Consider the following 22,866-nt stretch of genomic DNA (forward strand, 5'->3'; position numbering starts at 1 on the left):
CTGCAAGGGCGGCCACGTACGGGTGAACGGCGACCGGGGCGCCGACCCGCTTGCGGATGAGGCGCTTGACGACGACGATCCGCTCGCGTCCCTCGTGCACCAGGCGCACCTCGTCGCCGACGCGGAGGGAGTGGGCGGGTTTGACCCGGTCGCCGTTCACCCGTACGTGGCCGCCCTTGCAGGCGGTGGCGCCGGCGGAGCGGGTCTTGACCAGGCGTACGGACCAGATCCAGCTGTCGACGCGGACGGTCTCGCCGGTCTGCGGACCGGCGGCCTCGGCGGCGGCCACCGCGGCGGCGACGTTCGGATCGACGGCCACGGTCGCTTTCGCGTCCGGGGGGCCACCAGGCATCCCGGTCGCCGTTCCCGTCACGGCGGTCCGAGCCCGGCGGTTCGCGTCCGCAGCCTCACCCACACCGTCATCAGCACGTTCAGCAGCCATGCCCCGACGATAGTCGCCGCGCACACCCGACCCGACAGGATTTCCGCAGGGAGCCTGAGCCGACCACCTGAGGCCGCTGCGGCCGGACCCCGTGGTCATCAGGACGACTGGTTCGTCGTCCGGGGTTAGGGTCGCCGGATGCCTCTCTACCCGGACATCGAACCGTACGACCACGGCATGCTCGACGTCGGTGACGGCAACCGTGTCCACTGGGAGACCTGCGGGAACCCGCGGGGCAAGCCCGCGGTGGTGCTGCACGGCGGGCCGGGGTCCGGCAGCGGGCCGTATTTCCGGCGGCTCTTCGACCCGGCCGTGTACCGGATCGTGCTGCTCGACCAGCGGGGCGCCGGGCGTTCGACGCCGCCCGCGAGCGCGTACGGCACCGATATGGGCGTCAATACGATGCCGCACCTCATCGCCGATCTGGAGCTGCTGCGGCAGCACCTCGGGATCGAGCGGTGGCTGGTGTGGGGCGTGTCGTTCGGGTCGGTGCTGGGGCTGCGGTACGCGCAGACGCGTCCGGCGGCCGTGAGCGAGCTGGTGCTGACCGGGGTCGCGACCGGGTCGGACGCCGAAGTCGCCCTGCTGACCAGAGGGCTGGGGCAGATCTTTCCGGAGGCGTTCGAGCGGTTCGTCGGCGAGCTGCCCATCGGCGACCGGTCGGGGAACCTCGCCGCCGCCTACAACCGGCTCGTCGAGTCGCCCGATCCCGACGTGCGGGCGCGGGCGGCACGGGCCTGGACCGACTGGGAGACGGCGACCATTCCGGCGCCTCCCCGGTCGGTCGAGCGCTTCGAGGACCCCGGGTTCCGGATGGGTTTCGCCCGCACGGTCACGCACTACTGGGGCAACGGCCACTTCCTGGGCGAGGACGAGGTCGTACTGCGTGACGTACCCCTGCTGAAGGGCATCCCGGGCACGCTGGTGCAGGGCAGCCTCGACTTCGGCAACCTCGCCGGGATCGTCTGGCGGCTCCATCACGCCTGGCCGGGAAGCGAGTTGGTGGTGATCGACGAGGTCGGGCACAACGCCGGGGCGCCGGGGGTGGCGGAGGCGATGGTGGCGGCGACGGACAAGTACGGGCGTCGGTATACAGATGAGCTCGGCTAGGTGAGCTCGGCGTTCTCGCCGAACAGCTGGCGGACCGTCGACTCGTAGTTGGTCCGCACATGGGCGAGCGCGTGCGCGCGGGCCCGCTCCGGGTCGCCGGAGGCAATCGCCTCGTACAACTCGCGGTGCTCGACGAGGAGTTGGGGCCATTCCTCGTTACGTCGGGTCATCCAGCGCAGTCGGCCCGCGACCGGTTCGAGGGCCTCTATCAGCAGGCTGTTGCCGGCCATCGCCACGATCCGGTCGTGCAGTCGGCTGTTGATGTCCGTGATCGTCTCCGCGTCGCCCGCCTCGGTGGCCGTGGCCGCCTGGTCGAGGAGCTGTTCGACCTCGGCCAGCTCCTGCGGGGTCGCACGGGCCGCGGCGAGCGCGGCGGCGTACACCTCCAGTGCTTCGCGCAGCTCGAAGAGTTCCTTGACGTCCTTCGGGGTCAGCCGTCGCACGACCGTACGGCGGGGTGTCTCGAAGTGGACGAAGCCCTCGGTCACCAGTGCCCGGATCGCCTCGCGGACCGGTACCCGGGAGACCCCGAAGCGCTCGGCCAGTTCCCGCTCGACGAGTCTGTCGCCCGGCCGCAGGTGGCCCGAGATGATCTCCTGCCGCAGTGTGGCCAGGACGCGCTCGCGGACGGCGCCCAGGGGTTCGATCTTCGTCGTGGAGCTCATGGAGCAATCTTCGCCGACTCCGGAGGTGTTTTACGGAGCGTTAACGAACACGACATCGGTCAGAACGCTTGACGGGAGGACTATGACCGCAGTTTGGTATACCAAAACTGGTTACCAAACGGCCGTCGCCCTCCTCTCCCCGTCCCTGGAGGCCCCCCGTGTCCCTCGCCGACCACGCCGAAGCCACCGGCGCGCCAGCGTTCGTCCCCGACCCCCGGCTCACCAACGAAGACCTCGCACCCGCCGGCAAGCGGAACTGGAAGGTCTTCGACCTCTTCGCCATGTGGATGTCCGACGTCCACAACCTGGGCAACTACACGTTCGCGGCGGGTCTCCTCGTCCTCGGCATGAACGTGTGGCAGGTCTTCACCTCCCTGCTCGTCGGCTTCGTGATCATCTACGTCGGCATGAACTGGATGGGGAAGATCGGCCAGCGCCACGGAGTGCCCTTCCCCGTCGTCAGCCGCATCAGCTTCGGCGTGTGGGGCGCGAACATCCCGGCTCTGATCAGGGCCGTCATCGCCATCATGTGGTACGGCATCCAGACCTACCTGGCCTCCGTCGCGGTCAACGTGATGCTGCTGGCCGCCTGGCCGGGCCTGGAGTCCTGGACGCACAACTCCTTCCTCGGCCTGGACGCGCTCGGCTGGGTCTCCTTCCTCGCCCTCTGGCTCGTCCAGGCGCTGATCATCAGCCAGGGCATGGAGTCGGTGCGCAAGTTCCAGGACTTCTGCGGACCGGCGATCTGGCTGGTGATGATCGCGCTGGCGATCTGGGTCCTGTCCAAGGCCGGCTGGACCATCTCGCTCACCTCGACCCCGCACCCGGTCTCGGTCGGCGAGCAGTGGCGGCAGTGGTTCGGCGCGATCGGCCTGATCCTCGCCACGTACGGCACGCTGATGCTCAACTTCTGCGACTTCTCGCGCTTTGCGCCGGACTACCGCACGGTGCGGCGCGGTAACTTCTGGGGCCTGCCCATCAACTCCACGGCCTTCGTGGTCGTCTCCGTCATCGTCACCGCCGGCTCGCTTGAGGTGTGGGGCGAGGCGATCACCGACCCGGCGGAGCTGGTGGCCAAGGTCGGCAACACCTGGGTCCTGGTCCTCGGGGCACTGACCTTCGCCATCGCCACCATGGGCGTCAACATCGTCGCCAACTTCGTCTCCCCGGCGTACGACCTCGCCAACGTCTGGCCGCAGAAGATCACCTTCAGGGTCGGCGGCATGATCAGCACGGTGGCGGCGCTGCTCGTGACCCCCTGGAACCTCTTCTCCAACCCGACGGTCGTCAACTACTTCCTCGGCGGCCTCGGAGCCTTCCTGGGCCCGCTGTTCGGCGTGATCATGCTCGACTACTACTGGGTCAAGAAGGGCCGCGTGGACGTGAACGAACTGTTCGACGCCACACCGGGCTCCCGCTACTACTACCGCAAGGGCGTCAACCCCAAGGCCCTGTGGGCGTTCCTGCCGGCGGCGGGCGTCGCGGCGGTGCTCGCGCTGGTGAAGACGTTCAGCGATGTGGCGCCGTACTCCTGGTTCATCGGCACCGCCCTGGCGGCGGGACTGTACGCGGTCCTGTGCCGGAGTGATCGAACTTCTCCCGAGGCGGCGGAGGTCTGAGCGGAGTGCGGATCGTCGTCACCAACTGCAACACCACGCAGGAGATGACCGAGGAGATCGTACGAGGTGCCCGGGCCGCCGCAGGCCCGGGCACCTCCGTGACCGGGCTGACGCCGCAGTGGGGGCCCGAGTCGGCCGAGGGCTGGCTCGACAGCTACCTCTCGGCGGCCGCGGTGATCGACCTCCTGCGGACGTATCAGGGTCCCGCGTACGACGCCGTCGTCATGGCCGGCTTCGGCGAGCACGGGCGGGAAGGCCTCCGGGAGCTGGTGGACGTCCCGGTCGTCGACATCACGGAGGCGGCGGCCCATCTGGCATGTCTCCTCGGCCGTCGCTACGGGGTCGTCACCACACTGGAACGCTCCTGCGGCCAGATCGAGGACAGCCTTGAACTGGCGGGCGTGGGCCGCAACTGCGCCGCCGTGGTGGGCACGGGACTGAATGTCCTCGATCTCGGTGACGCCACGCGTACGGAGGCGGCCTTCCTCGCCGCCGCGGAACGGGCCCGTCAGGCCGGCGCCGAGGTGCTGGTGCTGGGCTGCGCCGGGATGACGGGGCTGCAACGGGTGGTGGGGGAGAAACTCGGGCTGCCGGTGGTCGACGGAGTGGGTGCGGCGGTGAAGCTGGCGGAGTCGCTGGTGAGCCTGGGGCTGCGGACCAGCAAGGTGGGTGGCTATGCGGGGCCCTTGCCCAAGGGGCGGGTCTGGGGCCGGCCTCCGTCGGGGTGATCCTGGCGCGACCTGCCCGTCGACACGTCCGGTGGGGGAGCGGCGCGGCCGCAGACTCCCGTGAGGACGAGGCGCCTCACGGCGGGAACGGAGTCGCCCCATGGGCAGGTCGTTGTCCTGGGCGCCCCGCTCTCGTGCCTCCCACGGATCCGGACCGGCGGCGACGGCCCGCACGCTCCTCGCCGCTCTGCTCGCCACGCTGCTCGTCGGCCTGTGCTGCACAGGCGCCTCGGGCGATGTGCCCGAGCCGTTCTGGACCGACCCCGACTCCCCGGCCGCCCGACAGGCGACCGAGTGGCGGCTTCAGGGGCGGGCCGAGGACGCCGCGCTGATGGACCGGATCGCCGCACGGCCCCAGGCCGAGTGGCTGCACGGGCCCGACCCCGGCCCTGTCGTCCGGGCCCGCACCACGGCCGCCGCACAAGCCGGGAGCATCGCCGTACTGGTGGCCTACTACATCCCCGACCGCGACTGCGGACAGTACTCGAGCGGCGGTGCCCCGAGCGCAGCCGCCTACCGTGCCTGGGTCGACGAGTTCGCCGCCGCCCTCGGCGACCGCGGCGCCTACGTGATCGTCGAACCGGACGCCGTCGCCCAGGTCGTGTCCGGCTGCACCCGGGTCGAGGCACAGGACCGCCACGCCCTGCTCGCCTACGCCGTCGACCGCCTCGAACGCCACCCGCACACCCGCGTCTACCTCGACGCCGGCAACTCCGGCTGGATCCCGGAGCCCTGGCGCCTGGTCACTTCCTTGCAGGCCTCGGGCATCGCTCGGGCCGACGGCTTCGCGCTCAACGTCTCCAACTTCCAGACCGACCCGGCCAGTTCCACATACGGCGACGCACTGTCGCAGTACCTCGGCGGCAAGCACTACGTCATCGACACCAGCCGCAACGGCAACGGCCCCTACACCGGCACCCCCGACTCCTGGTGCAACCCGCCAGGCCGGGCCCTCGGCGAGCCACCGACCACGGACACCGGCAATCCACTCCTCGACGCCTACCTGTGGATCAAACGGCCCGGCGAGTCGGACGGGGCGTGCCGGGGCGGCCCACCGGCGGGCGGCTGGTGGCCGTCGTACGCACTGGAACTGGCCCGCAACGCCGCCGGCTGACCCCGCCCGCGCCCTACGGCTGCCAGACGTACCGCACGTCCGGCTCCCGCTCCTCGTTCCCACTGCCGTCCGTGTGCTCGACGGCGACGAAGCCATGCCGCTCGTAGAAGCGGTGGGCGGGCTTGTTGACCTGGAAGGTCCACAGGTGCAGGCCTTGCGGGCTGCGCTCCTTGGCCAGTTCGACGAACCGGTCCCCGATGCCGCGACCGCGCCAGTCGGGGGCGATGTAGAGCTGGGACAGGAGTTCGCCGTTCAGCACCATCACGCCCACGATCCCGTCCGCGTCCGCCACCCACGTCTCCCGCAGCGGCACGACCACCTCCCGGAAGTAGTCCCGCACCTCGTCGTCGGACCGAGGCCGCACGACGGTCGGCAGCGCGGCGGCGAAGGAGCGCAGCCAGACGTCGGCGGTGGCGGCGGCGTCGGGGGCGGTCGCCCGGCGCAGGGTGATCGTGGAGTCGTATGAGGTCACCCGACGGGATCCTGCCAGGGGGCCGACCGCCATCGCACCGCATTTCCGCGCCGCCGACGGCGGTCGCCTCAGGGGCCGCGAGGTCGGTTACGGCACGACGGCCGTCGCCGTGATCTCCACCAGCTGCCCCGTGTACCCGAGGCAGGCCACCCCGAGCAGTGTCGACGAGTGCGGGCCGGTGCTGAGGCCGGACGCCTCCACGACCTCCCAGACGGCGGAGAGCACCGACGTCTCACCGCTCACGACGTACACCTCGGTGTGCAGGACGTGCGCCAAGTCGCTTCCGACCGCCTTCAGTTGCTCCTGGAGGTTCGCCATCACCTGCTCGGCCTGCCGTACGGGGTCCCCCTCGCCGACGATCCTGCCCTCGGCGTCGAGCGGCACGGAACCGGCGAGAAACGCGAGCTTCGTGCCGGCCTCCACGACGGAGGCGTGGGAGTAGGTGGGCGGCGGGAAGAGGGCGGTGACGCGACGGATCACGAGGGCTCCAGTAGTGGGCGGAGGACGGCCGACTTCGCGATCATCCAAGCCGTGTTCCAGGGCCGCATCCGATTTTCCGCCTCAGGATCCTCCAGATCCCCTCGATCTTCCCCTCGCCGATATCCCCGCGAGCGCCTTCTCCCGGTCGGGCTCCGATCTCCTCCCCGGGCCGGACCGGAACTCATGGCTCCGCTCGGCCGCCTCGACCCGTTCCAGCCGGTACAGACGCACCGGGAGCGCGGCTCGGACACGCGGATCGACGCTCAGCCGGTCCGGCGGCCCGAGCAGCCGGTGCACCATGCCTCCGGCCGCCCATCCCCGCATCCGCAGGCCGACGAGCGAGACATACCGGCGCCCGTCCTCCTCGTGCTCCCCACGACCCATCACCATCACCATCGCCATCACTACCTCCCCCGCGACACACCACGGCCCTTCGGCCGTGGCCCTCAGTAACTCTCCGTGACGACATCTCCCATTGAAGCGCATCCCACTGACAATCGCCCGTGCCGGACGCCGCCTGTGGATAACCACTCGACAGCGCGGCCCGCGCATGCGAGCCTCCCGCTATGCGTGACAAGCACCTGGGACGTTTCACGGCAGCGGACTTCTAGCGCCGCACCGGACACTCCGGTGGGCCGCGGAAGGTCTGCCATGTCACGCACCGTTCACCACGTCCCCAACCGCCAACGCACTCTGCCCGCACGTTGGCCGCTCGGTCTGCACGGCCCCTGGACGGGCCATACCGTCACCGAACTTCGCTATTCAGGAGCGGAGTTGACTCGTGCGGCGCGCGAGGGTCGCCGCCCTGTGCCGAGGCTCGCCGGGCGGAGCTTCACCTCGTACACGTACTCCCGCGCCATGAACGAACGTCGGTACAGCCCCTACGAACGCCGGGCCAGAGCCGCCCTCCAGGTCTTCCGCACCTCCGCCCGACGGCAGCTGCGGGCGGCACCCGCGGGTGCGCTGCCGCTGTGGGCCGAGGATCTGGACCATCCGCCGACCCGGCACCGGCATCGCGATCTGTGGGAGGCATGACGGATGCCCCGCGTGTCATACCTGCGGTGGGCCGAACTCCCTTTCGTGCAGCTGTCGTTCACACTCACGCGCAAGGTCCGGGTACGCCTCGGCGATCGCGGCGTAGACCCTCCGCCGTAGCAACTCCTCCGCTGCGGCGCGGCCGGTTCTTCCGGACAGTCCGTCGAGCAGTCCGTTGAGCAGTTCGTCGTAGCGCGTCAGCCGGTGACGCAGATAGTCGACCTTCCACCGGGCGAGCGCTTCGGGTTCGGTGCTCTCGCGCTCGTGCGACCGTTCCTCGTCCCGGCGGTTGCGATGCGCGGCGGCCGCCGCGGAGAGCCGGTCGGGTGGCAGGTGCGGGACGTCGACGGGTTCGGCGGCGATGCGTGCCAGCACCTCGCGCCGCCTGCGTTGTACGGCGGCCTTCGCCGCGACGGATCGACGGACGGTCGCCGCCGACACCGCTCTGAACTCCGGGCTCGCCTCCACGGCTTCGATCCGCTCGACGCGGTAGAGGCGAGTCGGCGGAGCCGTCCGGAAGTACGGGTTGGCCCGGAGCAGATCGGGTTCGCCGAGCAACTGCCGCACCATCCTGGCGGTCCAGCCGCGGGCCCGCAGACCGGCCGTGGAGAGGTGGGTGTTGCGCGGCGGGGCGTCAGCGCCGTCCTGTCGGCATGTCTCGTCGTGCGTCATCACAATCTCCCCCGTCGTAACACTGAGTGACGAGTTCATTGATAACGCGTGCCACTGACAATGAGGCGAGGCCCGCCCTAGCTCTGGGAACTCTGCGGGCTGGGCCGGCCCGTGGGGGCTGCGCTTCCTGGCGAGCGTGGTGCCGGCAGGTGGATCAGGTCGCTGACGTCCGCCACCTCCCGCAGGTTCTCCGCCAGTGAGGCGAGGGTCGCGCGTACCTCGGCGATCCGGGCGCGCAGGGTGTCCGCGTGTTCCCACTGCCGTTCCCAGGCCACCGGATCCGTTCCTTCCGGGCGCTGGGACTCGTAGGCCGCCAGTCGCGGATGCCACGAGGAGAGCAGGGGCCGCAGCACGCGGTTGAGGACCGTGACGGCGAGGACGCCGAAGCTGACGTGGCCGGGGGCCAGGGGAGGGGCGACCTCGGGGCCGTAGCGGCGCAGGATCTCGCGGGTGGTGTCGAAGAACGTGTAGAACGACGACAGCGCCTCCCTCAGGAAGCCCTCCTCGGCGTCGAGTTCCTCGACCGACACGCGCGTGACGAGTTCCAGGTACAGCTCCCAGGCCGCGCTGCGCTCCGCGTCGGCCGGTTCCCACGTGCCGGTGATGTCGCCGACGAACGGGATCGCCAGCCTGGCCGTGATCTGCGACGGACCGCTCGGTCGACGCCGCTTGCGCTGCCTGAATGCCATGATCACTCTCCCCGCACCCACAGTAGGGCAAGTCGCAGTGGGGGACGACTACTTCGGCCGTCGATGTGAGGCTGCGCAACCGCATGGAGCTATGTCATCCGCCCACCTACGCTGCGACCCATGCCCACTCTCCCCGACTCCGTCTTCCTCGACACCACCGCCGACCGCCTCGCCGCCCTCCCCACCGTCCACGCCGTGGCCCTCGGCGGCTCGCGGGCCCAGGGCACGAACCGGCCGGACAGCGACTGGGACCTCGCCGTCTACTACCGCGGCCCTTTCGACCCCGCCGACCTTCGCGCCCTCGACTGGGAGGGCGAGGTGTCGGACGTCGGCGGCTGGGGCGGCGGCGTCTTCAACGGGGGCGCGTGGCTGACGGTCGACGGGCGGCGGGTCGACGTGCACTACCGCGATCTCGACGTCGTGGAGCACGAGTTGGCGGAGGCGGAGGCGGGACGCTTCCGCGTGGAGCCGCTGATGTTCCATCTCGCGGGGATCCCGAGCTATCTGGTGGTGGCGGAGCTGGCCATCAACCAGGTGCTGCGGGGCGAACTGCCGACGCCGCCCGCGTACCCCGAGAAGCTGAGGCTCTCCGCCCGCGACCGCTGGCACGGCACCGCGCGCGCCACCCTCGCCTACGCCAAGGCCAACCACGCCCCCGCCGCCCGGGTGACCGAGGTGGCGGGGGCCATCGCCACGGCTGCCGTACAAGCCGGGCACGGGGTGTTGGCGGCGCGGGGAGAATGGGTGACCAATGAGAAGCGACTCCTGGAGCGGGCCGGATTGCGGGAAATCGACGCCGTTGTGGGGAGGTTGGTGACGGATCCGAACGCGTTGACCGCTGCCGTCGGCGAGGCGGAGGCCCTCCTGCTGCGGAGTTCCGGGCGCTAATAACCCTTCGAAATACGGTCGTTGTCGCTGGTACTGTCCCCGACGTGGCGAAACTCAATCAGATCATCGCAGTCGAGAAAGGCGTCAAGTCCAAGGCGCACCAGGACCTGACGGCAGCTCACCACGGGCTGCAGAAGCCCGCGTTGCTGGCGGGTATCTCGCGTACGTACCAGCCCAAGGACGAGGAGGGCGAGCAGTTGCCGCCCGAGTCGACTCGGGTGCAGGTGAAGGCGGAGGACGTGCTGCGGGAGACCGCGGCGACGCTGACGCGGCTGTTCGATGTGACCGCCACGAAGGACTGGGCCAACTGTGCCGCGCGCGCGGATGTGAAGGTGGACGGGCGGGTGCTCGTCGCCGATGTGCCGGTGTCGTATCTGCTGTTCCTGGAGAAGCAGCTCGTCGATCTCAACACGTTCGTGCGGAAGCTGCCCGTGCTCGACGCCTCCGAGGGGTGGGTGCAGGACCCGTCCACGGACTCCTGGAAGACCGAGCCGGTGCGGACCCTCCGTACGAAGAAGGTGCCCCGCAACCACGTGAAGGCCGAGGCGACCGAGAAGCACCCCGCTCAGGTCGAGGTCTACTACGAGGACATTCCCATCGGATACTGGACCACCGTGAAGTTCTCCGGTGCGCTTCCGGCGCGGCGGGTCAATGAACTCCTCGACCGGGTCGAGAAGTTGCAGCAGGCCGTGAAGTTCGCCCGGGAAGAGGCGAACGGCGTGGACGTCGTCGATCAGCGGGTCGGGGACGCCGTGTTCGGTTACCTCTTCGGGTAATCTCAGAGAATCCCCGGTCCTTTGCGGCCGGGGTGCGCGAGGAGCGCAAGCTGAAGCTGAAGCTTGTCGTGACCGCGCGGTTCCAGTGGAGGTTCGAGTCCTCCCCGCGGCACCAGAACGCGCCGCGGTAGCCCAACTGGCAGAGGCAGACCGCGCTGAATCTCAGACTCTTGCTCCAGACTCAGCATTCGCCGTCGATCGCCGGATCGACCGGGCCCAGGCCCAGGGCGTCGAGATGCTGGTTCAAGTCCAGTCCGCACAGCTCGATGTGCGGTGGTCCAAAGGCAGGACGCGACGACATTACGACTGATCTGGGTTCTCAAGTGTGCCGGCGTGCGAAATGGACGGCATTCACAGGGCCCGGGGGCAGGCTACGCCCTCGGGCCCGCTCCCGTTTCCGCGACGGGAACCCTGTGAGTCACCCGCAGGCATGAAGAACGCCGCCTCCGGCTGGCCGAAAGAAGCCCACGGACGCGCCGCACGCACGGTCGGCTCAGGCAAGAACTGCGTGTGGCGAAACGTTGGGTCTGGCGGGTAATCGGATCACCTCGTTCGTAACGCACAGCATCAGACCTACGGATACGTTGCTTTTCAGTCGCTTGTGAATCTTTCTCTCGCAGGTACAGTCCGGGACCCGGTCGAGGGCATATGCCCGCCTTCCGGACCGCGACTGCATCAAGAACACGGGGAGAGAGCAAGTGAAAAGGTCAGCAAGATCACCAACACCGCCACGGTGAAAGCCAACGGTTGGCAGGCCACCCTCTCCCTGAGCCCGAGTGGCACACCGGTGAGCGAGAACACCCGTCAGGTCAGCTGGACCAACAAGAACACCTGGATCGCTGACATCACCGGAATCGCCGATCCGGGTGGCTCGATCAACACAAGCATCACCACCTGCTCCGACGGCGGCGCTTTCCATGCCGGAGTCAAGGCATTCGCGTCAGCCTGCGCCAACGACTGACTGGCGGTTCGCACCGCATGAAGCACAACAGTCTTCTGCGAGACGACCCCATGCGCGGGCGCAGGGGTGTGTTCGCCGCCACAGCAGTCGCTGTCTCCGTGGCGGTCTTCGGCGCCTCGCTCGTCATCGGCGGAGGGCCGGTGGAGCGGCCCGATCGACCCGGCGGCGAACTGGCGGAGCAACTCGACGCCCTGCGCGGGGCCAACGACCTCGTACGTGCCTCGCGAACCGATGTCGGGCAGGACCCGGCTCTGTACCCGACCGCCTACGGACGCTTGGAGGCAGCGGTTCCCACGGGCCACCGGAGTGCTGCGCCGGTGCCCGGGGTCCGGTACGGCGCCCTGGCGGATCTCGCTCGCCACGACACCATGGACACGCCTGCCTGGCAGGCGCATTACGTGTGCCTGTCGCTGACGGACTCCAAGACGATCGATGCCACAGCAGTCCTTGAGCGTGCCGGACTCCGGAAGCGGGCCGAGAGCGAGGCACTCACCTATCTGCGCGCACCCGACAGAGAGGACGACGCCCTCACCTCGCTCGCCACTCGTGCCGCCTTCTTGCAGACGATGACCTGCCTGGACCGCCGCCCTGACGTGCCGCGCCCCGCGTTGGACCGACTCGCAGCTGACACCGCGCGTGCCGAACAGCCTGTACCAGTGCTCTATGCGGTCGAGGCGCTGCGCACCGCCGGAGTACACGCCCGTGCGACACGGGCCCTTCGGGACGCCGACGCATTGCTGAAGTCCGACTGCTCCGCTCTCGAACCGATCCAGCGAGCCGCTCTCACCTTGCTGCGTCATCGGCTGACACAGCAGACGCGTACCTGTCTGGCGAGCGCCCTCGACGACCCGGACACCCAGACACGCTGGCTGGTCCGGCGTGCGCTCACCGTCGCCGGCGCCGATGCCTCCGCGCTGCTCCCCACCCGGAAGGGAAGCGTGCGTCCAGACGGTCTCGTCGCCAAGTCCCCGGCCCAGCTGGGCACACTGACCGCCACGTACAACGCCGTACGAGCCCTGACCGCCGCAGCCCAGTACACGCGCGCGCCGAAGTGGCTGACGGAACGCCTCAGACAACTGGGCTCGGACCCCGGTCTCGAACCATCCGACCGTATCCCTCTGGCCATGACGTGCCATCGCCTGTCCCTGGCCTGCGGAACGCAGGCGGACAAGGGTGCCGAGGAAGCCGCCCGGCTGCGAGTGCCGGCACGTCTGACCGAAGAGAACCAACGCCAGTGGTACGGGGCCATGGCGGCTCGCGCGGAGTTCGGCCTGAAGTGTCAGCAGAGCTCTGTCGCGTTGCCGACGGACGGGCACGCCGAGCTCTCCTCTCGTTCGCTGGACATCGTCGTGGTACTGGCCGACGCACAGTGTGACGTTCAGGCGCGACGGCTGACCGAGGGAGCCGACCTCGTTGCACAGGCGCGCAAGGCCCTGCGAGACGGGGACCTGGTGACCGCCTCCGACGCGGTTCAGGCTTCCCTCGCTTCCGATCAGGACATTCCGTCCACCCTGTGGGACGAGATTCCCGGACTGCTCAAGCGCTACCGCGACGCCGGATTCCGGGACCTGTACGCGCCCACGCCCGGTGGCACGGCTTCCGCGGAGGCCACCAGGGCCGCGTACTACCTCCTTGCCTGACCCAGCACCCCACATCGCAGGAGCACCCCTCGTATGAACACCGCATCACCGCCCGCCCTCCTGGCCGAAGGCCTGGGCTTCACCTACGCCTCCGGCGGCGGTCTGACCCACGCCGACCTCACTCTCGACGCGGGCACGATGGCAGCCGTGCAAGGCCCCTCCGGTTCGGGCAAGAGCACCCTGCTGGCTCTTCTCGGGCTGATCCTCACGCCGGACGAAGGCTCTCTGCGTGTTGCGGGCACGGACACCCGGGCTCTGACGGAGGCAGGGCGGGACCTGTTGCGGCGCCGTTCGATCGGGATCGTTCTTCAGGATCTCGGGCTTCTGACGTTTCTCAGTGCCTGGGAGAACGTCGCCGCGGCCTTCGGGCCGCGGATGGGTCGGGAGCGGGATCGGGCCCGTGCGTTGCTGGGGGAGCTTGGTCTGGACGGGGTGGCCGACTCACCGGTGAGCGAACTGTCCGGGGGACAGCGGCAACGGATCGCCGTGGCGCGGGCGGCGGTGAAGCTGCCGGCGCTCATCCTCGCCGACGAGCCGACCTCGGGGCTTGACCCGGAGAACGCGAACTCCGTCATGGCGGCGCTGCGTTCGTGTGCTGAGGAGGGGGCCGCAATCCTGCTCGTCACGCACGATCGCGCGGTCGCCGAAGCCTGCGATCAGCGGTACGTGCTCAAGGACGGCGTGCTTTCCACGGTGCACCTGGCGAACACCCCCAAGGAGCAGCTGACATGAGCCGCTGGAGCCTCTACACCTGGAAGCGCGACGGTCGTTCGCTGCGTCGGGCCCTGCCCACCCTCACCGTCCTGGCCGCGCTGTTGACCACGGCCGCGGGGGTGGCGGCGGGTGCCGCGGGTGCCGTGGAACGGGACGTTCTCGGGTCGGGAGGGCTGACGCAGGTCGAGCTCTCCTCCTTCGAAGGGGACGATTCCGTGCGCTCGCTCACCACCACCGGCCTGGGGGAAGCGGCGCAGGTGCCCGGTGTGCGTCAGGTCGTCGCCGACTACTCCGCCACCCTGTACGCGGAGGAGGACGGCACGTACGACCTCACCGGCCACACCCTGACACCGGCCGACGACCTGCCCGTCGCCGCGGGCTCGATCCCCCGGGAACTCGGCGCGGACGAGGTCGTCCTTCCCGCCACCGCCCAGGGGACCGACTTCGCTCCGATGCTGGGGAAGACCGTTGCCTTCGGCCACACCAGCGCCACGGGCGTCGGCTCCGGGACCACCGAGGTCGTGAAACTGCGGATCGTCGCCCTGTACGACCCGAGTTGGCAGGCGGACGGGCCGGGCGTCGCCTATCTCTCCGAGGGCACCGCCGCGTCGCTGGCCGCGGCACGTGCCGGGCAGCGACCGGACGTCTTCCGTGACACGGAGGGCGCCCAGTCCGCTGTGGTCGTGGTCGAGCACCAGCGGCAGGTGGCGGGCGTCGTGAAGTCGCTCCAGGAGGACGGGTTCGCGGCGTCCGCCGTCTCCGACCGGGTGCGTGACCTGCCGGGTCTCTTCGGTGCTGCGGACCTGGCGATGCGCTTCGGGGTCGTGGTCCTGGCGCTGGGCGCCGTATGGCTCGGTGCCGTGCGGGCCGCGGACAGCGCGCGGGCGCGGATCGGGCAGTTCGCGATCCTGCGGATCCTCGGCTCGGGGCGAGCGGAGCTGCGGCGGATCCTGCTGGGCGAGGCCGCGCTGTCCGGAGGGGTGGCCGGAGTGGTCGGCGTGGGCGTCGGCACGGGGCTCTCCGTCGCGCTGGCCGGACCGCTCAGCGACACTCTCGGACTGCCCATCACGCTGCCGGACGCCCTGCCCGGGCCGGCCTGGGTGGGGGCCGCCCTGCTGCTTCCGGCATTCGGCCTCGCCGTCGGCACCCTTCTCGGCGCCCGCGAGGTCCTGCGCCGGGATCCGTACCTCACGGCACGAACGCACGGTTGATCGACACCTTCGACGCACGGTTGACCGACAAGTTCGACGTGCTGAGGCCCGTTCCGTAGATGCGTTCATAAAGAACGTGGCCTTTCCAAGCATCGTCACATCCCCGAAATACAACAGCCCCATCCCCTCCAAGACCGCGATCTACCGTGGACACCGACCGCCCGGCCACCGTCGCCCGAAGGCAGCCCCCGCCCTCGACCAGCCGACAGGAGCCCTGTGTCCCGCGCCGCCCTGCGAAGCCTTCCGCCCTGGCTCGACCACACCCTGCGCGCCCAGCGCGGCCCCGTGCCCTGGAGCGCGGTCACGCGAGGCGCGCTGTCCGCCGGGCCGCTCCTCCTCGCCGCGGTGCTCGCGGACCGCACCTCGCTCGGTGTCGTCGCCGCCATCGCCGCGATGCTCGCCGGCGTCAACGACCGCCCCGGCAGCCGACGGACCTCCGTCAAGCGGCTGGGCATGCCGGCCCTGGCCGGAGCGGTCGGGATGTTCGTCGGGACGTACGCCGGTGATCATGTCGGGGCCGTGGCGCTCAGCCTGCTCCTCACCGGCGTCGGGCTTGTCGCGGGCGGGGTGAGCGCCATCGGGCCCGTCGCCTCCGGAGGCGGTACGCAACTGCTCGTCGCGTGCGCCATCGGCGCCGGGATGCCGTTGCCGGAGGAGGGATGGCAGCGCGCCCTCGCCTACCTCGTCGGGGCCGGCTGGCTGCTCGGGCTGCGGCTCGCGCTGCCGACGCCCGGTTCGCTCACCGGGGACTTCCGGTTCGACGGCGAGCGGGAGGCCGTGGCAGCCGTCTACGACGCCGTCGCGGAGCTCCTCGACGCCGTCGGCACCTCGCACGCCACCGCCCGGCGCGTCGCGCTCACCGCCGCGCTCGACCACGCGCAGGACGCCTTCGCCGGACCGCGGCTGCGCCGGTACGCCAGCTCCTCCGCCGAGCGGCGGCTGTACGCCCAGTACGCCGCCGCGCTGCCGCTCGCCGAGGCCGCGACCGCGCTCGCGTGGGCGGGGGAGGCCGGCTCCGGGCGGGCGTCCGCGGGACCCCGACGGCTCGCCACCGCCGTACGGGAGAACACGCATACCGGGCCGCTGCCCGCGCCCACCCGTTCCGCGCCCGGGCTGCGGGCCCTCGACGACGCCCTCCTGCGTGCCGCCGAGGCCTTCGACCAGGCCGAGGGGAGCGATCTGTACACGCGTCGGCGTACCGGAAAGGACCTGCTGCGGGCCGTCTTCGGAGCCGGTGGGCGTGAGTACGGGCTGCGGGTCGCCCTCTGCTTCGGGGCCAGCGCTGCCGTCGCGCAGGCCCTGCACCACGCCCGCTGGTACGGGCAGCACGAGCACTGGTACTGGCTGCCCGCCACCGCCGCCTTCCTCGTCAAGCCCGACCTCGGACCCCTCGCGTCCAGGGTGCTGTGCAGGGCCGCGGGGACCGTCCTCGGCGCGCTCGTCTTCGCCGGGTTCGCCGCGGTGCTGCCCAGGCCGGAGGGGCTCATCGCGCTCGTCGCCGTCAGCGGGGCCCTCATCCCCGTCGCCACCCGGCACTTCGCCGCCCAGACCGCCGTCGTCACCGTCCTCGTGCTCGCCCTGGTCATGGTCGGCGGCGAACCGCAGGCCTCCGCCGGGCGGATCGGCGAGACCCTGCTGGCCTGCGCGATCGTCCTCCTCGTCGGCCATCTCCCGATGCCGGGACAGCGCGGCGGCGCGGTGCGCGCCCGGCTCACGGCGGCGAGCGGCGCGGCCCAGGCGTACCTCGACCACGTGCTGCGCGAGGCCGACACCGACCCGCGGGGCGACTCCGACCCCCGCGCCCTGCGCTGGACGCTCCGCCGGGAGGCCTACCGCACGCTCGCCGAGGCCCGTACCGCCATCGCCCTCGCCGCCGCCGAACTCCCCGCGCTCGCCCGGCACTCGGAAGGCGCGGACCACATCGTCGCCACCCTCGAACGCCTCGTCGACACGATCACCGCCTGCGCCGTCCACCTCGACGACTCGGGCCGCCTCACCCCGCACCACACAGAACGTCTCACGGAGCTGCTGGAGGAACTGGCCGAGGACCGCGAACGGGTGGGGCTACGACTGCCTGAGCTGCCCCTGGCTGTATAGCCCCACGACGCTCTGCGCCCCGCCAAGGCCGCGCTACGCGACCCGTACCCACACCGGCGCGTGATCCGACCCCGCCGCTTCCCGTCGCTCCGCCGGATCCACCCCCACCGACGGCAGCCGCGACGACTCCTCACCCGGCAGCCCCGTCCCCGCCGCCGTCACCCGGCGGACCAGCCGATGGCTCAGCAGCAAGTGGTCGATCAACTCCCGCCGCCCGGAGTTGACCCGGGAGAAGCGCTGCTCGGCCGGGATCTTCGGAGCCACGTTCCACAGCCGTACCGCATCGCCCCCGTCGGGCCGGTCGAAGCCGGGCGTGCCGAGTTCGGAGCCGGGCGGGCCGAGCAGGATCTGCGTGGTCGCCGCCTGGACCTCGTCGTTGAGATCGCCCAGCACGACCACGTCCCGCTCGCGGCCGTCACCGTCCAGCAACTCGTCGGCCAGCGCGCGCAGCGACGTCGCCTCCGCCGCCCGCCGGTACAGGGCGTACGCGCCGAACCGCGCCCGCTCACCCTCGTCGCGCGGCTGGAACCGGCCGCCCGGATACGACAGCAGCTTCGACTTGAGATGGCAGACCGCGGCCCGCAGCGGCCCGCTTTCCACGGCCGCCTCCACCGCCAGGAAGCCACGGCCCGCCTCCGCCACCGCGAGCCCCTTGTCGTCCGCCTGCACCGGGCGCAGCTTCGCCGGGAACCCGGTCGTGTCGTGCAGCACCTCCAACGGCGTGCGGCTGAGAAAGCCGACCCGGATGCCCCGGCCGTCCGGGTGCAGGGAGAGCGCGGTGTGCCAGGTGCCGCCCAGCATGCCGACCAGATCCCGCAGCGCCTCCGGCTCCCCGACCTCCTGCACGCCCAGCAGCGTCGGATCGAGCCCCGTGATCACCTCGGCCAGAGCGGCCAGCTTCGTCTCGTACGCCGTCTTGTCCCTGGGGCCGAACGGGCCGCCGGGCCGGTAGAGGTTCTCCAGGTTCCAGGTGCCGATGACCATGCCGGTCCCCCTTCACAGACACTGTGGTGAGGCCAGGGTGCTCGTCCGGCCGAGCTCACGACAGAGTCGGGACAGGATGCGCGGTTCGGCTCACGCGGCGCGAGGACGCCGTCGTACGTTGGCGTGATGACCGACTCTCCCGCCGACCTCGTCATCACCGGATGCACCGTTCTCGTGCACGACGATCAGGAGCACATCGGGTTCGAGGAGAACGCCACGATCGTCGTACGAGACGGAGTCATCGAGTCCGTCACGACGTCCCCCGAAACCCCGCCCGCCGCCGAACTCATCGACGCCCGCGGACAAGTCGCCCTCCCCGGACTCGTCAACTGCCACACCCACGCCCCGATGGTCGCCCTGCGCGGTGTCGCCGAGGACCTGCCCACGGAGGAGTGGTTCAACGACGTCGTCTGGCCCGTCGAGTCCAACCTCACCGCGAAGGACGTGGAGTTGGGCGCGCGGCTCGCCTGCGCCGAGATGATCCGCGCCGGTGTCACCTGCTTCGCCGACCACTACTTCTCGATGGACACGGTCGCCTCGGTCGTCGAGGGGTGCGGGATGCGTGCCCATCTCGGCGAGGCCTACTTCTCCTCCCAGGGTCCCCAAGGGCGGGAGAAATCACTGGAGTTCGCGCTACGGCACCGAGGCGCCGCGGGTGGCCGCATCACCACCGCGCTCGCCCCGCACGCCCCCTACACCGTCGACGACACCGACCTCGCCGCCACCGCCGAACTCGCCCGCGAGCACGGACTGCCCGTCCACCTGCACGCCTCCGAGAACCGCGACCAGGCGGAGACCAGCCTCGAACGCCACGGCGTCACCCCCATCGAGGTCCTGGCCCGCACCGGCATCCTCGACGCCGACGTCCTGATCGCGCACGGCACCGGCATCCTCGACCGCGACCTGCCCGTCCTCCAGAACGCCACGGGCCGCGTCGCCGTCGCCACCGCACCCCGCGGCTACCTCAAGTTCGCCTGGCCCACCACCACACCCGTACGCGCCCTGCACGACCTCGGCATCCCCGTCGGACTCGCCACGGACGGCGCCGCCTCCAACAACTCCCTCGACGTATGGGAGTCGATGGCGCTCACCGCCCTCGTCCAGAAGTCCACGACCGGCGACCCGCGTTGGCTGACGTCCCGCCAGGCCCTTCACCACGCCACGCTCCAGAGCGCCCGCGCGGTCGGGCTCGGTGACACCCTCGGCACCCTCGCCCCCGGCCGGCGCGCCGATATCGTCCTCGTCGATCTCAGCGGCCCGCACACCCAGCCCGTCCACGACCTCGCCGCCACCCTCGTGCACAGCGCCCGCGCCTCCGACGTCCGCACGACGATCGTCGACGGCCGGGTCCTGATGCGCGACCGCGCGCTGCTGACCGTCGATGTGGCGGAAGTCGTCCGGGAGTTGGGCGAGCGGATGCCCGCCCTCCTCGACCGCAGCCACGGCAGGCGCATCCAGGACTACGACACATAAGAATTCTCCGATACGGCGATGAGTTCCGCTGCTGCCCGCGGTCACCACCCTGAACGGACCGTCGCAGCAGGAGGAGCCATGTCGCTTCCGGAGCTTCCGGAGATCGTCTCGCGTGAGCAGTGGCGCGCGGCACGCGGGGAATTGCTGGTCAAGGAGAAGGCGGCCACACGCGCGCGTGACGCGCTCAACGCCGAGCGGCGCGCGCTGCCGATGGTGGAGGTCGACACGGAGTACGTCTTCGAGGGCGGTGACGGGAAGGCCACGCTGCTCGACCTGTTCGAGGGACGGGACCAACTCGTCGTCCACCACTTCATGTTCGCGCCCGAATGGGACGCGGGCTGCCGCAGCTGCTCGGCGTTCCTGGACCAGATCGGGCATCTCGCGCATCTGAACGCACGCGGGACGACCTTCGCGGCCGTGTCCAGGGCGCCGTACACCAGGATCCTGCCGTTCAAGGCGCGGATGGGATGGACCGTGCCCTGGTACTCGTCGTACGGCAGCGACTTCAACCACGACTTCGAGGTGACCCTGGAGCACGAGGGGGAGTCCTTCGAGCGGCCGGGCGTGAGCTGCTTCCTGCGGGACCGGGACCGGGTCTTCCACACCTACTCGACGTACGAACGAGGTCTCGACGGACTCGGCTCCACCACCAGCCTCCTGGACCTCACCGCGCTGGGGGCGCCCGCGGGGAGTGAGCGCGTTCGCTATCACGATGAGTACGAGAACTGACACGGAAGGTAGTGGAAGTGACACGAACGGTAGCGGAAGTGACCGTTCGGTAATCGAACTCTCACGCTGCGCGCTGAACCCGTGTCAACTACGTCTCAGTCCCGCAACTCAGCGAGCCGGTCGGGCCCTTTAGAGCGTTAACTCCTAGAAGAGCGACGCTTTATCGGAGGTGCAGGATGGTGAACGGGCGGACCGTGCTCGAGCGCTTTCCCGCAGGTGGGCCGCGAGGCTCGTGGCCGGCGGAGGAGTTCGCGCACGCGCGACGGCTTGAGGGAATGCCCGCCGAGGTCGTGATGGACCTCGCGACGGACACGTTCCTGGTGATCGTGCGGGGCGGCGAGGCCGACGCCGTCGCGTGAGCGTCAGCTCGCCTTCGGCGCGGTGAACTGGTCGGCCTGGAGCGAGTACAGCTCCGCGTAGACCCCGCCCGTGGCCAGCAGTTCCTCCGGCGTGCCGGACTCCACGAGCCGGCCCTGCTCCAGCACGTGCACCAGATCCGCGTGGCGCACGGACGCCAGCCGGTGGGTGATCAGGACCACCGTCTGTCCCGTGCCCGCCAGGGCGCGGATCTTCTCGAAGACCTCCAGCTCGGCCCGGGCGTCCAGGGCCGCCGTCGGCTCGTCCACGATCAGGATGCGACCGCGGCGGTACGCGGCCCGGGCGATACCGAGGCGCTGCCACTGCCCGCCCGACAGCTCGTGCCCGCCGCTGAAGTGCCGGGCCAGCAGGGTGTCCAGGCCGCGCGGCAGATCGGCCACCACCTCCTGGGCCCCGGCCTCGGCGACCGCGTCGGCCAGCCGCTCCTCGGTCAGGGGCGCGCCCGAGCGGCCCACCGCCACATTGACCTTGGCCGTGAACGGCCACCGCTTGAAGTCCTGTGCCACCATCGCGATCCGCTCGGCGAGCAGCCGCCGGTCCGCACCGGCCGCGTCCACGCCGTCCCACAGGATCCGGCCCCGGTCGGGTGTGTAGAGACCGGAGAGCAGTTTCACCAGGGTCGTCTTGCCGGAGCCGTTCTCGCCGACGAGCGCGACGATCCGGCCGAGGGGGAGGGCCAGGGTGATGTCGTCGAGGGCGGGCCGGGCGGACTCACCCGGATAGCTGAACGTGACGTTCTCGAACCGGATCTCCCGGGGATCCTCGGGCAGCTCCTGGCCGCCGACCGGGATCGCCCGCTTCTCCGCCTCGACGTACAGCCGCTGGAGATCGCCCACGAACAGGGCCTCCTGATGGAGCTGGTTCAGCTCCAGGACGAGGCTGTCGAGGCTGGACGAGCCGGAGCGGATCGCGATCACGGCCGTACCCGCGACGGAGAGCGCCATGGCCCCGGCGAGCAGCAGACCGCCGAGTGTCGCGTACGTCGCCACCGTCGCGATCCCGGTCCAGGAGGCCGCGATGAGTCCCGTACGGGCCGCGAGCCGCGCCAGTCGGGCCTGTTCCGCCTCCGCGACCTCCGACATCGCACGGTAGTGGTGGAGCAGGAAGGGTCCGACGCCGTGCAGCCGGATCTCCGGCGCGGACTCCGGTTCGGTGAGCAGCCCGCTGAGGAGATGGCCGGCGCGGGCGTGCTGCACCCAGGTGTGGAAGGACTCGTAGCGGCGGCGCGCGACGGTCAGCGCGCTCCAGGCGCTGGGCAGGGTCATCGTCACCAGCAGCGGGAGCAGGGCGGGGTGCAGCACGGTCAGGACACCGGCGGCCGCGACGAGGGAGATCGCCCCGTTCATGACCCGGGTGGCGTAGGCGATCATGCGGCGGGCGGAGGTCGCGCCGTACTGGGCGGTGTCGAGCAGCTTGTGGAAGGCGTGGTCCTCGATGGCGGCCAGCTCCACGGCCGCGGCCCGCTCCAGATAGCGCTCGGTGGCGACACGCTCGACCTTCGGTTCGAGGCGGCCGGTGGCGTACGTGGACGCGGCTCGCAGCAGCGCGGAGACCAGCATGACGCAGGCCATGGCGGCGAGGGCGGGAGTGGCACCGCGCAGCCGCTCCTCGATCGTTCCGCCGCCCATCAGCCGCCCCAGCACGCTGTTCACGGCCAGCAGACTCACCGCCTGCGCCAGACCCCGGCCCGCCTCGGCACCGAGCACGACCCGCGCGGCCTTGCGGTCCGCCTGCCAGGCCAGCCGGAAACTGAGCGCGAGCAGTGCGGGCAGCTGGCGCACCATGGCCCGGAAGCTCAGCTGCAACCGGGCGTCGGAGTGGCTGTTCCAGCCCGTGTCGTACCGCAGGGGTCCGCCGAAGAGCAGCCGCTCGGACTCGGACAGCTCGGGCTCCCTGACGTCCCGTTTCTTCCTCACCGTCGACCTCCCCCGCTCGTGGACGGAGGGCCACTATCGCGGGAGGGGGGTGCCGGGGGCAGGGCGCAGACAC

General features: G+C 70.7%; 24 protein-coding genes. 15 read left to right on the top strand and 9 right to left on the bottom strand.

Features of this window, described 5'->3' with window-relative positions:
- On the bottom strand, nt 1–352 hold a 352-nt coding region (locus tag HLK59_RS35190; RefSeq protein WP_171145688.1), incomplete at its 3' end, for an RNA-binding S4 domain-containing protein.
- 228 nt (nt 353–580) lie between these two features.
- On the opposite strand from HLK59_RS35190, the gene pip reads away from it, so the two are divergent.
- Nucleotides 581–1,552, top strand: a complete 972-nt coding sequence (gene pip, locus HLK59_RS35195) for a prolyl aminopeptidase (RefSeq protein ID WP_171145671.1) — start codon at nt 581–583, stop codon at nt 1,550–1,552.
- On the opposite strand, the gene HLK59_RS35200 is transcribed toward pip, so the two are convergent.
- On the bottom strand, nt 1,549–2,217 hold the full coding sequence (locus HLK59_RS35200; protein ID WP_171145672.1) for a GntR family transcriptional regulator: 669 nt from the start codon (nt 2,215–2,217) through the stop codon (nt 1,549–1,551). The genes pip and HLK59_RS35200 overlap by 4 nt on opposite strands.
- Nucleotides 2,218–2,375: 158 nt before the next feature.
- On the opposite strand from HLK59_RS35200, the gene HLK59_RS35205 reads away from it, so the two are divergent.
- The 3 genes from HLK59_RS35205 (at nt 2,376) to HLK59_RS35215 (ending at nt 5,678) form a co-directional block, all read left to right on the top strand.
- The gene (locus tag HLK59_RS35205; RefSeq protein ID WP_171145673.1) at nt 2,376–3,836 is read left to right on the top strand and encodes an NCS1 family nucleobase:cation symporter-1; all 1,461 of its coding nucleotides are present in this window, start codon (nt 2,376–2,378) and stop codon (nt 3,834–3,836) included.
- Between the two features lie 5 nt (nt 3,837–3,841).
- Nucleotides 3,842–4,564, top strand: coding sequence for an aspartate/glutamate racemase family protein (locus HLK59_RS35210; protein WP_171145674.1), 723 nt, complete (start codon nt 3,842–3,844; stop codon nt 4,562–4,564).
- 100 nt (nt 4,565–4,664) lie between these two features.
- Complete coding sequence (locus HLK59_RS35215) at nt 4,665–5,678, top strand: glycoside hydrolase family 6 protein (RefSeq protein WP_171145675.1); 1,014 nt, start codon at nt 4,665–4,667, stop codon at nt 5,676–5,678.
- 13 nt (nt 5,679–5,691) lie between these two features.
- Here the strand turns inward: HLK59_RS35215 and HLK59_RS51445 are convergent, their stop codons facing one another.
- The 3 genes from HLK59_RS51445 to HLK59_RS50560 all read right to left on the bottom strand — a co-directional run bounded on the left by HLK59_RS51445 (nt 5,692) and on the right by HLK59_RS50560 (nt 7,032).
- Nucleotides 5,692–6,150: a GNAT family N-acetyltransferase gene (locus tag HLK59_RS51445; RefSeq protein ID WP_346779881.1), complete on the bottom strand. Its 459-nt coding sequence runs from the start codon at nt 6,148–6,150 to the stop codon at nt 5,692–5,694.
- 87 nt (nt 6,151–6,237) lie between these two features.
- Nucleotides 6,238–6,630, bottom strand: coding sequence for a RidA family protein (locus HLK59_RS51450; protein WP_346779882.1), 393 nt, complete (start codon nt 6,628–6,630; stop codon nt 6,238–6,240).
- 81 nt (nt 6,631–6,711) lie between these two features.
- Complete coding sequence (locus HLK59_RS50560; RefSeq protein WP_206327971.1) at nt 6,712–7,032, bottom strand: hypothetical protein; 321 nt, start codon at nt 7,030–7,032, stop codon at nt 6,712–6,714.
- A gap of 456 nt (nt 7,033–7,488) precedes the next feature.
- On the opposite strand from HLK59_RS50560, the gene HLK59_RS51455 reads away from it, so the two are divergent.
- Nucleotides 7,489–7,665: a hypothetical protein gene (locus HLK59_RS51455; RefSeq protein WP_240982823.1), complete on the top strand. Its 177-nt coding sequence runs from the start codon at nt 7,489–7,491 to the stop codon at nt 7,663–7,665.
- 15 nt (nt 7,666–7,680) lie between these two features.
- Here HLK59_RS51455 and HLK59_RS35235 read toward each other — a convergent pair whose 3' ends face one another.
- Together HLK59_RS35235 and HLK59_RS35240 are read right to left on the bottom strand one after the other, a co-directional pair.
- Entirely contained in the window at nt 7,681–8,337 is a 657-nt protein-coding gene (locus HLK59_RS35235) for a hypothetical protein (protein WP_240982824.1), read from the bottom strand.
- A gap of 77 nt (nt 8,338–8,414) precedes the next feature.
- On the bottom strand, nt 8,415–9,026 hold the full coding sequence (locus HLK59_RS35240) for a hypothetical protein (RefSeq protein ID WP_171145677.1): 612 nt from the start codon (nt 9,024–9,026) through the stop codon (nt 8,415–8,417).
- Between the two features lie 120 nt (nt 9,027–9,146).
- On the opposite strand from HLK59_RS35240, the gene HLK59_RS35245 reads away from it, so the two are divergent.
- The 7 genes from HLK59_RS35245 (at nt 9,147) to HLK59_RS35275 (ending at nt 17,313) form a co-directional block, all read left to right on the top strand.
- Nucleotides 9,147–9,914: a nucleotidyltransferase domain-containing protein gene (locus HLK59_RS35245; RefSeq protein ID WP_171145678.1), complete on the top strand. Its 768-nt coding sequence runs from the start codon at nt 9,147–9,149 to the stop codon at nt 9,912–9,914.
- A gap of 44 nt (nt 9,915–9,958) precedes the next feature.
- On the top strand, nt 9,959–10,690 hold the full coding sequence (locus HLK59_RS35250; protein WP_171145679.1) for a hypothetical protein: 732 nt from the start codon (nt 9,959–9,961) through the stop codon (nt 10,688–10,690).
- Nucleotides 10,691–11,477: 787 nt separating this feature from the next.
- Nucleotides 11,478–11,651 carry a hypothetical protein gene (locus tag HLK59_RS35255; RefSeq protein WP_240982825.1) on the top strand — a complete coding sequence of 58 codons (174 nt, stop codon included), beginning with the start codon at nt 11,478–11,480 and terminating at the stop codon, nt 11,649–11,651.
- Nucleotides 11,652–11,668: 17 nt separating this feature from the next.
- The gene (locus HLK59_RS35260) at nt 11,669–13,291 is read left to right on the top strand and encodes a hypothetical protein (protein WP_240982826.1); all 1,623 of its coding nucleotides are present in this window, start codon (nt 11,669–11,671) and stop codon (nt 13,289–13,291) included.
- A 33-nt stretch (nt 13,292–13,324) separates the two neighbouring features.
- Nucleotides 13,325–14,023 carry an ATP-binding cassette domain-containing protein gene (locus tag HLK59_RS35265; protein WP_171145680.1) on the top strand — a complete coding sequence of 233 codons (699 nt, stop codon included), beginning with the start codon at nt 13,325–13,327 and terminating at the stop codon, nt 14,021–14,023.
- Nucleotides 14,020–15,216, top strand: a complete 1,197-nt coding sequence (locus HLK59_RS35270) for an FtsX-like permease family protein (RefSeq protein WP_171145681.1) — start codon at nt 14,020–14,022, stop codon at nt 15,214–15,216. The genes HLK59_RS35265 and HLK59_RS35270 overlap by 4 nt, the downstream gene beginning before the upstream one ends.
- Before the next feature lie 216 nt (nt 15,217–15,432).
- A complete protein-coding gene (locus HLK59_RS35275) occupies nt 15,433–17,313 on the top strand; it encodes an FUSC family protein (RefSeq protein ID WP_171145682.1) in 1,881 nt (626 codons plus the stop codon).
- Between the two features lie 33 nt (nt 17,314–17,346).
- On the opposite strand, the gene HLK59_RS35280 is transcribed toward HLK59_RS35275, so the two are convergent.
- Nucleotides 17,347–18,297, bottom strand: coding sequence for an endonuclease/exonuclease/phosphatase family protein (locus tag HLK59_RS35280; RefSeq protein ID WP_171145683.1), 951 nt, complete (start codon nt 18,295–18,297; stop codon nt 17,347–17,349).
- 126 nt (nt 18,298–18,423) lie between these two features.
- Here HLK59_RS35280 and HLK59_RS35285 point away from each other — a divergent pair, with 126 nt between their 5' ends.
- The 3 genes from HLK59_RS35285 to HLK59_RS35295 all read left to right on the top strand — a co-directional run bounded on the left by HLK59_RS35285 (nt 18,424) and on the right by HLK59_RS35295 (nt 20,858).
- Nucleotides 18,424–19,770 (top strand): amidohydrolase, encoded by a 1,347-nt coding sequence (locus HLK59_RS35285; protein WP_171145684.1) that lies wholly within the window; start codon nt 18,424–18,426, stop codon nt 19,768–19,770.
- A 78-nt stretch (nt 19,771–19,848) separates the two neighbouring features.
- On the top strand, nt 19,849–20,499 hold the full coding sequence (locus tag HLK59_RS35290) for a DUF899 domain-containing protein (RefSeq protein WP_171145685.1): 651 nt from the start codon (nt 19,849–19,851) through the stop codon (nt 20,497–20,499).
- A gap of 176 nt (nt 20,500–20,675) precedes the next feature.
- Nucleotides 20,676–20,858 carry a hypothetical protein gene (locus HLK59_RS35295; protein ID WP_171145686.1) on the top strand — a complete coding sequence of 61 codons (183 nt, stop codon included), beginning with the start codon at nt 20,676–20,678 and terminating at the stop codon, nt 20,856–20,858.
- 3 nt (nt 20,859–20,861) lie between these two features.
- Here HLK59_RS35295 and HLK59_RS35300 read toward each other — a convergent pair whose 3' ends face one another.
- Nucleotides 20,862–22,793, bottom strand: a complete 1,932-nt coding sequence (locus HLK59_RS35300; protein ID WP_171145687.1) for an ABC transporter ATP-binding protein — start codon at nt 22,791–22,793, stop codon at nt 20,862–20,864.
- Between the last annotated feature and the right edge of the window lie 73 nt (nt 22,794–22,866).

This window comes from Streptomyces sp. S3(2020), assembly GCF_013044505.1.
Classification (GTDB): Bacteria; Actinomycetota; Actinomycetes; order Streptomycetales; family Streptomycetaceae; genus Streptomyces.

Bases quoted from the DNA above. Each gene is read 5' to 3' on its own strand.
- pip (WP_171145671.1), top strand. From the start codon at position 581: ATGCCTCTCTACCCGGACATCGAACCGTACGACCACGGCATGCTCGAC.
- HLK59_RS35200 (WP_171145672.1), bottom strand. From the start codon at position 2,217: ATGAGCTCCACGACGAAGATCGAACCCCTGGGCGCCGTCCGCGAGCGC.
- HLK59_RS35215 (WP_171145675.1), top strand. From the start codon at position 4,665: ATGGGCAGGTCGTTGTCCTGGGCGCCCCGCTCTCGTGCCTCCCACGGA.
- HLK59_RS50560 (WP_206327971.1), bottom strand. From the start codon at position 7,032: ATGGCGATGGTGATGGTGATGGGTCGTGGGGAGCACGAGGAGGACGGG.
- HLK59_RS51455 (WP_240982823.1), top strand. From the start codon at position 7,489: ATGAACGAACGTCGGTACAGCCCCTACGAACGCCGGGCCAGAGCCGCC.
- HLK59_RS35235 (WP_240982824.1), bottom strand. From the start codon at position 8,337: ATGACGCACGACGAGACATGCCGACAGGACGGCGCTGACGCCCCGCCG.
- HLK59_RS35240 (WP_171145677.1), bottom strand. From the start codon at position 9,026: ATGGCATTCAGGCAGCGCAAGCGGCGTCGACCGAGCGGTCCGTCGCAG.
- HLK59_RS35245 (WP_171145678.1), top strand. From the start codon at position 9,147: ATGCCCACTCTCCCCGACTCCGTCTTCCTCGACACCACCGCCGACCGC.
- HLK59_RS35260 (WP_240982826.1), top strand. From the start codon at position 11,669: ATGAAGCACAACAGTCTTCTGCGAGACGACCCCATGCGCGGGCGCAGG.
- HLK59_RS35265 (WP_171145680.1), top strand. From the start codon at position 13,325: ATGAACACCGCATCACCGCCCGCCCTCCTGGCCGAAGGCCTGGGCTTC.
- HLK59_RS35270 (WP_171145681.1), top strand. From the start codon at position 14,020: ATGAGCCGCTGGAGCCTCTACACCTGGAAGCGCGACGGTCGTTCGCTG.
- HLK59_RS35280 (WP_171145683.1), bottom strand. From the start codon at position 18,297: ATGGTCATCGGCACCTGGAACCTGGAGAACCTCTACCGGCCCGGCGGC.
- HLK59_RS35285 (WP_171145684.1), top strand. From the start codon at position 18,424: ATGACCGACTCTCCCGCCGACCTCGTCATCACCGGATGCACCGTTCTC.
- HLK59_RS35290 (WP_171145685.1), top strand. From the start codon at position 19,849: ATGTCGCTTCCGGAGCTTCCGGAGATCGTCTCGCGTGAGCAGTGGCGC.
- HLK59_RS35295 (WP_171145686.1), top strand. From the start codon at position 20,676: ATGGTGAACGGGCGGACCGTGCTCGAGCGCTTTCCCGCAGGTGGGCCG.